The organism is Streptomyces sp. NPDC001732, from assembly GCF_053596315.1.
On sequence record NZ_JBSFFY010000128.1, the window covers coordinates 1 to 7,355 of the forward strand.

The following is a 7,355-nucleotide window of genomic DNA, read 5'->3' on the forward strand; positions in this document are numbered from 1 at the left end:
GGCGGCTTGACATCAGCATTGGGAAGCACCTGGACGAGGTCTTCATCAAGATCAACGGAGAGCGGAAGTATGTGTGGCGGGCCGTCGACGCCGACAGCAACGTGCTCGACATCCTGGTCCAGAACCGCCGGGACAAGGCCGCGGCCCGGCGGTTCTTCCGCACACTACTCAAGAAGACTTGCTCCGTGCCGCGAGTGGTGATCACCGACAAGCTGCGCTCCTACGGCGCCGCCCACCACGAGGTCATGCTCTCCGTCGTGACAGCCTCGTTTCGCGATCTGGGACCAGATCACCGGCGCTGCCGGCCGGCCTGCCACAGGCCCGAAGCGCAAGCCCACCACGCCCCGACGCGCCACCAGACACTCACACACCCAACAACGTGACAGCGCCTCAAGGGCGGCTACTCGACGTCACCACCGACTACGGGCCAGAGCCATCTTTCAGGCACGCTCCCAGCGATCACTAGCTGATTTGTCACAGCTGCTTGTGCCGCGCGGTGCGCGGCGTGGCGTGGCGTGGCGGTGGCGGTTCGGGTGGCAAGCGGTTCCTTCCTGACCGGGAGGGGGCTCGTCGGTCCGCGTGTCACGCCGGGGTGTGCCAGCCGGGTTCCAGGCTGTCGAGGAGGACGTGGAAGGCCTTGTGGGCACGGTCCCAGTGGCCGTCGGCCAGCGGGGCATTGAGCAGGCCGAAGAGGGCATCGGTCAAGAGGGTGGCCTGTGTCCGGGCTCGGTCCTCGGTCATGCCGAGGTCGCGGAAGATGGCGGTGAGCAGCTCCGTCCATTCGGTGACGATGTTACGCATGACGGGCCCGTAGCGGTCTGGGTGAAGCACGCTGGCGCTCATGGTCTCGAGGTAGAGAGGCAGTGCGGCGCGTACGTCGGGCTCGCCGAACTGTCGCCACACCTCCTCCAGGAAGCGGCGCAGGCCCGCAGGGTCCGTGGGTGAGCCCATGGTCTCCAGCAGGTCGCGGGTGCGCAGGAGAGGGCGGCGCTCGTAGATGTCGAGGGCCTGGGTGATCATCTGCTCCTTGGTGCCGAAGTAGTACAGGAGCATGCGGTCGCTGGTGTTCAGGGCCTTGGCCAGAGGGCGCAGGGACAGGTCCGCGAGGCCGTTGTGCACGACGTACTCGCGAACCCGTTCGAGAAGGTCGCGTCGCTTGGCCGGATCGGGCGGGCGAGGCATGGGGGCTCCTGGATACGTGAAGACTCGACAACTGACTGTCCATTTACTATCTCTTTGGGTCACCTTTGCTTTATCTGCCATTATGTCTATATTTGAAATGTAGCGACTGCTACGCGCACGGGACCCGGCGCACGCCTGGCGTGCTCGTCGGCGGCCCGTCCCTCGTCGGCCCGGAAGGGACTGATCCCCATGGCCCCCTACGCCATCGGTCACCCCATCGCCTTTCGCCGCGTCGGGTGGTCCTCTCATACCGCTGCGCCCTCGTGGTTGACCAGACAGGGGGCTCTGTGGTCACGCGTGCTCGCGCCGCTGCGACCGCTGGACGCGCCCCGCGGCCGCGCCAGCGCCTGGGACGCCTCCTGGCCGTTGCCGCGGGAACTGACCTCCGTGCGCCTAGCCCGGCGGTTGGTGACCGCGCAGCTGGGCGACTGGGCCATGGTCTGTCTGACCGACATCGCCGAGCTCCTGGTCAGCGAACTGGTCACCAACGCCCTGCGTCACACACGCGGCCCGGTCAGGCTCAACCTGTGGCTGAGCGACTCCCGCCTGCTGTGCGAGGTCGAGGACACAGAGCCCGCCCGCCCCGCACGCAACGCGGTCGCCCCGGACGAGGAGGGCGGCCGGGGCGTCGAACTTCTCGACCTGCTCGCGGACGACTGGGGCAGCACTCGGACGGCCACCGGCAAGACCGTCTGGTTCGAGCTGCAAGTCGAAGACCGTCCTCGCGGGACATGTACGCCGTGATGGCGGTGGCTCTCGGCGTACGGCCTCGGCGATGCCGCCGGGCCGTAAGCGCCAAGTCGGCTGAGCTCAGCCCGCAGCCGGATCATTTCCTCCGCCGCGCTGACGCTGCTGTCGCGGCCTTCGGGCGTGGCCTGGGCCTCGTCCTTGTGCACCCACGACTCCGCGGTGATACCCAGATCTGCGGACGCAGGCTAGGTACAGGTCAGGATTGGACGTTGTCTCAGCGGTTGGCCTCGAGGTTCGTCAGGACGAGCGGGGCGCGCACCGCGCTTCGCCACGCGGGCGGAGGTCCTCGGACGACGTTTGGGAAGCATGGTGTGCAAGAGCCGGGTTCCGATGTGTCCGACCAGGTCGGCCTGGGTGCTGGGGCTGCGAGCCGCCATGGGGCCGGCGAGGACGGTGACGCTGTCGCGTGCGGCCTCCGGAGCGACGATGAAGGAGGCTCGGTCTGGATCGGTGCAGTACCGGGTCTCCATAGCCGTGACCATGACCGATCGCAGGGCTTGGTAGAGGGCGAGCAGTCCCCAGAGTTCCTGTGTGAGACCGGCGGGATCCTTCGAACGCAGATGAACTGTCCCGGGTTTTGTAGCGGCCGGTTTGTGTGGTTTCAGGCGGCGTTCGTGGCCGCCTGGGACTGGTAGTGCTGGGCCTCGAATTCATCGGGCGGGAGGTAGTCGAGGGCGGAGTGCAAGCGCTCGGTGTTGTACCAGCCGACCCACTGGACGACAGCACGTTCTACCTGGTCAGCGTCCCGCCAGGGCCCTTGGTGTTCGATCAGCTCAGCCTTGAACGAGCCGTTGAGGGCCTCGGCCATGGCGTTGTCGTAGCTGTCCGCGACGGAGCCGACGGATGCAGTCGCGCCAGCCTCCAGCAACCGCTCGCCATAGCGGATTGACACGTATTGCTCAGATTCAACTGGTCGATGCAACACCGTCTTGTTGGAGCAACTGTAGGTGCTCGTTGAATGCTTCGGCGGGTGTCTTCCAGCCGAGTGTTTTTCGTGGTCGAGTGTTCAAGGCGTGAGCGACTGCCTCGATCTCCTCGGCGCTCCAGCGGGACAGGTCGGTGCCCTTAGGGAAGTACTGGCGCAGCAGGCCGTTGGTGTTCTCGTTCGTGCCGCGCTGCCAGGGGCTATGTGGGTCGGCGAAGAAAACGGGGATGCCGGTCTTGACCTTGAACTGGGCGTGAGCCGACATCTCCTTGCCACGGTCCCAGGTCAGCGACCGAGCGAGCTGCGCGGGCAGGGTTGACATCGTCGTGGCCAGCGCGTTCTTCATCGATGTCGCGCCGTAGCCGGCCAACGCAGGACCGTTCTTCGTCCGTTGGATCTCGCCGTACCCCTCTTCACGGGGCAGGTGGACCAGCATGGTGAACCTGGTCGTTCGCTCCACGATGGTGCCGACCGCTGAACGTTCCAGCCCGATGATCAAGTCGCCTTCCCAGTGGCCAGGAACAGCGCGGTCCTCAGCTTCAGCGGGCCGCTCGCTCAGGAGCGCTTCGGGCGTGACGTGTGCCCAGGTCTTGCGACGTGAGCGGGCTCGGGGTGCGCGTAGCGCGCGACCGGTGCGTAGACACAAGATGAGCTCGCGCTTGAGCGCGCCCCGACTCTCGATATAGAGCGCCTGGTAGATCGCCTCGTGGCTGATGCGCATGGATTCATCATCAGGGAAGTCGAGCTTGATCCGGTTCGCGATCTGCTCCGGGCTCCACGCCTGCACCCAGGCACGGTCCTTGCGGTGCGGCTTGTTCCGGCCGGTCCACTTCCCCGTCGTTGGTCCCGAGATCGAGGTCCCGTCGGGGCGGCTGATCTGCCCGGACAACCGCTCTTGGACGTAGGCATGCAACCGAGGGTTCGTGACCAGCTTTGCCGTCTTCGGCCGCCGCGCGACCAGGTCGGCCTTCCACTGAGCGACCGACGCCCGGTACTCGACTTTTCCGCTGCGGGTCGCGGCATTGCGTCGCAGCTCACGCGAGATTGTCCCAGGATCGCGACCGACGGTCCGAGCGATCTCTCGTACGCCTTTGTCCTGGGCCTTGAGTAGCGCGATCTCCTCACGCTCGCGAAACGACAGATACCTGCCCGTAGGCGGCTTCGGGTCGAACGGTCGCATCCCGCCACCGTGGCGGAACCACCGGCCGCCAACAGGCTGTGACACGCCCACAGCAGCCGCGGCCTCCTCGGGCAACAGCCCCTTGGCGATCTCGTCCCAGAACGCCACCTCGACCTCGCGATGAAACTTCGGATGCCCCGGCGACCTCATCGCCGGACGAATCGCACGATCTGCTGCCTGCTGTCGACGAACCATCCAACACCTCCTCCATCGCAAGGTGTTGCGACGACCGGTTGAATCCGCCCCTCGCCCACACGCGGCGACACGGCGACACCGGCGCGGGCGGGCAGGTGCCGGTCGCCTACGTGCTCGTGCCTCCCGCCGCCAGCGCGAAGACCCTCGCCCTGGAATTCGCCCGCTACCTCGGCATCCCCGTCGCGGGCCGTATGTCCCAGGCCCACATCGTGGGCAGCGTCTGCCATGCCTACACGCAGGCGGGTGTGCGGCTGGTGCTGATCGACGAGATCCACCGGCTCAATCCCCGCACCACCACCGGCGCCCAGAGCGCCGACCTGCTGAAAGACCTGACCGAACGCATCGGTGCGACGTTCGTGTACGCGGGCATCGACGTCACCACGACCGCACTGTTCAGCGGTGTGCGCGGGGCGCAGCTCGCCGCACGCGCCTCTCTTGTCGACTGCGGTCCGTTCCCCGCACGCGACGGTGGAAACGAGCCGTTCAAGGACCTGATCCAGGCGATGGAGAACGCACTCGACCTCCGCTGTCACCGGGCCGGGACTCTGGTGAGGCTGGCGCCGTATCTGCACGCGCGTACCGCGGGGAGGATCGGGTCTTTGGCCCGTCTGGTCAAGCAGGCGGCCATCACCGCGCTGGCCGACGGCACGGAACGGATCACCAGGACCACCCTCGACGCTGTCCGCCTCGACCACCTCGCCGAACAGCACTACCGCCCCCGCACCCGCAACAAGACCAGCACCCGGTGAGCCAGACCGTTCTCACGGCCTCTCGGGCGGCCGCACTCGGTGCCGTGGGAAGCGGCGTACCCGCCGGTGGGGCATGGGCGGCGCGGATCCCGCCCCCGGCCCCGGGGGTGTTCCGGGTACGGCCGCTGTTGTTCGAAGCGACCGCCTCATACCTACAGCGCCTCGCTGGTGCCTACCGGCTGACGCTGCCGCAACTCCTCGACGGCAGCGGTATCACCGTCCACGGACACGGCACCTCACCCGCGGCCGGCCTGTACCTGACGCCCGGCGCCGCTCACCGTGTCGCTGTCCTGGGCCGGATCCCGCTGGCGCACCTCACCCGTACCCTGCCCCACCTGACCCACCACAGCCGTCCTGGTCCCGGGCCGGCCGGCGCGTACTGGCAATCCCTCGAACCGGAACGTCAGCCCGTGGCCGCCTGCATCTTGTGCACGTGGCACCGCAGCCGGGGCGCGACCGGGGCTGCGTGGGTTCATCGGCCCTGGCACCGGCTGGTCTGCCCGCGCCACCGGCAAGCCGCCCCCGACCCGCGGCTCACGTCCACGCTCCACACCTGGGCGGTGCCCGAACTGATCACGGCCCATCACGCCCACCAGCGCCTTCAGCGTCGCCCCCGGGCTCCGAGCGCCTGGATGACGGCACGCGCGGTCACCACACGCTGGTACGACCACCAGCAGCATCTGGCCGGCCGCTGGCAGTATCGCCTGGGCCGGCTCGTTGCGGGCAACACCCATCTGGGCCGTGCAGGGACTGCCTCGGCTGTTCTCCTGGCCCGTGATCTGGTGACCTACCCCGAAACCGTCGCCCTCGCCCGCACCCTGGCACCCCTCCCCCACACGCGCCGATCCCACACGGGCGATCTCCTCAGCGTGATCGCCCACCGCCTCGGACTCGACACCCTGACCCCCACCACCAGCGATCCCCTGACCGTGTACCTCACCCACACACGCCTCTGACCAGCACCAACAAGCACCAGGCACGGCCGACACCCACGGGCGCCTGTAGGCGTGCCACCAACACCCACAACAAACACAAGATCAATCCCACCCAACTACCAAACCCCAGATCAACAGCCCGAACAGCCAAACCGAACACCCCTGCACAGCCCCCGGACACAGCCACCGCCAGCCACCGCACCACCCATAAATCCCCAGCCCAACAACAAAACACCAGGCCAGAACAACCCAACCACCCAAGATCTAAAACTCCGTCACAACAAACAACCCCCCCAGGGGTGGACCTCCCAGCTCCCAGCTCCCCGCCCGCATGCGTCCACCTGGGGAAACCGCCCCCTCACCTCCCAGGAACCTCCTAGGAGAATCGGGCATACAGGAGCTATACGGGCTGCGGGCTCCCAGGTCACCGGAGGGGACCTGGGAGCCCGGGAGGTGACTGGGAGTTACATTCCAGCATGAGGGCCCGAATCCGTAGCACCGAACCGCCGCCCCCTTTGGGTAGCTGGTCAGACAGGGAGTTCGTGCCGGACCTCCGCTGAGAGTGAGTGGATTGCGTCGCGCAGCATCACCAGCTCCATCAGGCGCTCCTCGGGCACCAGGGGCTGGTCGCGGGAGAGCGGGGTCACAGGCAGTCGTTGGTGACGTCCCAGCAGGTCTCTTCCGGGAAGGGGTCCTCACTCTGTGACGGAGAGGGCGTGAAGACTGGCGGCGGGGGTTCGTAGATGGTCGGTTCCCGATGGGTTGGCTGGGGCCTGGAGCTGTTGGAGGGCTGCTTGTTTTTGGTCGGGCCCGGAGGCGTGACTCGGGGGGTGCTGTCCGGCGGGGCATGCTCTACAGGGGGCTGTGCCGTTTTGTCTGGGGAGGCTTTGTTTGTGGCTGGGGTGCTGGGTGTGTGGGCCCGGGGTGTGCTGGTTTTTGTTGACGGGGCTGGTGTGTGTTTCGCGGGTGCGTGTGGCTTGCTGGTGTCATCGTCGGGGGCCAGGGATATGCCTGTCACGGCGGCTGTGAGGAGAAGGATTACGGCGCTTGCCCCGAGCACAAGTTTTGGCCGCCGGTGAAGGGGTGTTGCCTGCGCGGGAGTGGTTTCTTCCTCCGCCGGCTTCGGGGCCTCCGGTTGCGGGGCCTCCGGTTGCGGGGGAGCCGGGTCGCCGTCGTCCGTTGAAGGATCCGGTGCCGCGGCAGTGGCAGCAGCGTGTGTGGTTGCCGGTACGGATGCGGCGGATGCCCCGTTCTTCCCTGTCCGGGAACCCTCCTGCGGGATCTTGCCGGGGCTTGCCCCGGCGGGTGGGCCGCCGTCCTTGCCCTGCGTGGATCCGGCGCTGAGGCCTTCTGCCAGGCTGTGCGCGGGCGTGTCTGCCGCTGCCGGCCTGGCGGAAGTGGCGGCGGAGGAGTTCTCGGTCTCGACAGCCAGGCGGCGG

At 67.5% G+C, this 7,355-nt stretch carries 6 protein-coding genes and 1 pseudogene; 4 read left to right on the plus strand and 3 right to left on the minus strand.

Annotated features, from left to right (window positions below):
• A pseudogene (locus tag ACWCXX_RS39895) lies at window positions 1-257 on the plus strand (DDE-type integrase/transposase/recombinase); the annotation flags it as partial.
• Window positions 258-582: 325 nt separating this feature from the next.
• Here the strand turns inward: ACWCXX_RS39895 and ACWCXX_RS39900 are convergent.
• Complete coding sequence (locus ACWCXX_RS39900) at window positions 583-1,182, minus strand: TetR/AcrR family transcriptional regulator (RefSeq protein ID WP_451136043.1); 600 nt, start codon at window positions 1,180-1,182, stop codon at window positions 583-585.
• Window positions 1,183-1,371: 189 nt separating this feature from the next.
• Between ACWCXX_RS39900 and ACWCXX_RS39905 the strand changes: the two genes are divergently transcribed.
• Window positions 1,372-1,926 carry an ATP-binding protein gene (locus tag ACWCXX_RS39905; protein WP_451136045.1) on the plus strand — a complete coding sequence of 185 codons (555 nt, stop codon included), beginning with the start codon at window positions 1,372-1,374 and terminating at the stop codon, window positions 1,924-1,926.
• A 607-nt stretch (window positions 1,927-2,533) separates the two neighbouring features.
• Here the strand turns inward: ACWCXX_RS39905 and ACWCXX_RS39910 are convergent.
• The gene (locus ACWCXX_RS39910) at window positions 2,534-2,824 is read right to left on the minus strand and encodes a transposase (RefSeq protein ID WP_451136047.1); all 291 of its coding nucleotides are present in this window, start codon (window positions 2,822-2,824) and stop codon (window positions 2,534-2,536) included.
• A gap of 13 nt (window positions 2,825-2,837) precedes the next feature.
• Window positions 2,838-4,232: an IS30 family transposase gene (locus ACWCXX_RS39915; RefSeq protein ID WP_451136049.1), complete on the minus strand. Its 1,395-nt coding sequence runs from the start codon at window positions 4,230-4,232 to the stop codon at window positions 2,838-2,840.
• Window positions 4,233-4,270: 38 nt separating this feature from the next.
• Between ACWCXX_RS39915 and ACWCXX_RS39920 the strand changes: the two genes are divergently transcribed.
• Together ACWCXX_RS39920 and ACWCXX_RS39925 are read left to right on the plus strand one after the other, a co-directional pair.
• A complete protein-coding gene (locus ACWCXX_RS39920) occupies window positions 4,271-4,981 on the plus strand; it encodes a TniB family NTP-binding protein (RefSeq protein ID WP_451136051.1) in 711 nt (236 codons plus the stop codon).
• Window positions 4,982-5,025: 44 nt separating this feature from the next.
• Window positions 5,026-5,937 (plus strand): hypothetical protein, encoded by a 912-nt coding sequence (locus ACWCXX_RS39925; RefSeq protein ID WP_451136053.1) that lies wholly within the window; start codon window positions 5,026-5,028, stop codon window positions 5,935-5,937.
• The last annotated feature ends 1,418 nt before the right edge of the window (window positions 5,938-7,355 follow it).

What these genes read in the sequence shown, in the direction of transcription:
- ACWCXX_RS39900 (WP_451136043.1), bottom strand. Translation starts at nt 1,182, where the DNA reads ATGCCTCGCCCGCCCGATCCGGCCAAGCGACGCGACCTTCTCGAACGG.
- ACWCXX_RS39905 (WP_451136045.1), top strand. Translation starts at nt 1,372, where the DNA reads ATGGCCCCCTACGCCATCGGTCACCCCATCGCCTTTCGCCGCGTCGGG.
- ACWCXX_RS39915 (WP_451136049.1), bottom strand. Translation starts at nt 4,232, where the DNA reads ATGGTTCGTCGACAGCAGGCAGCAGATCGTGCGATTCGTCCGGCGATG.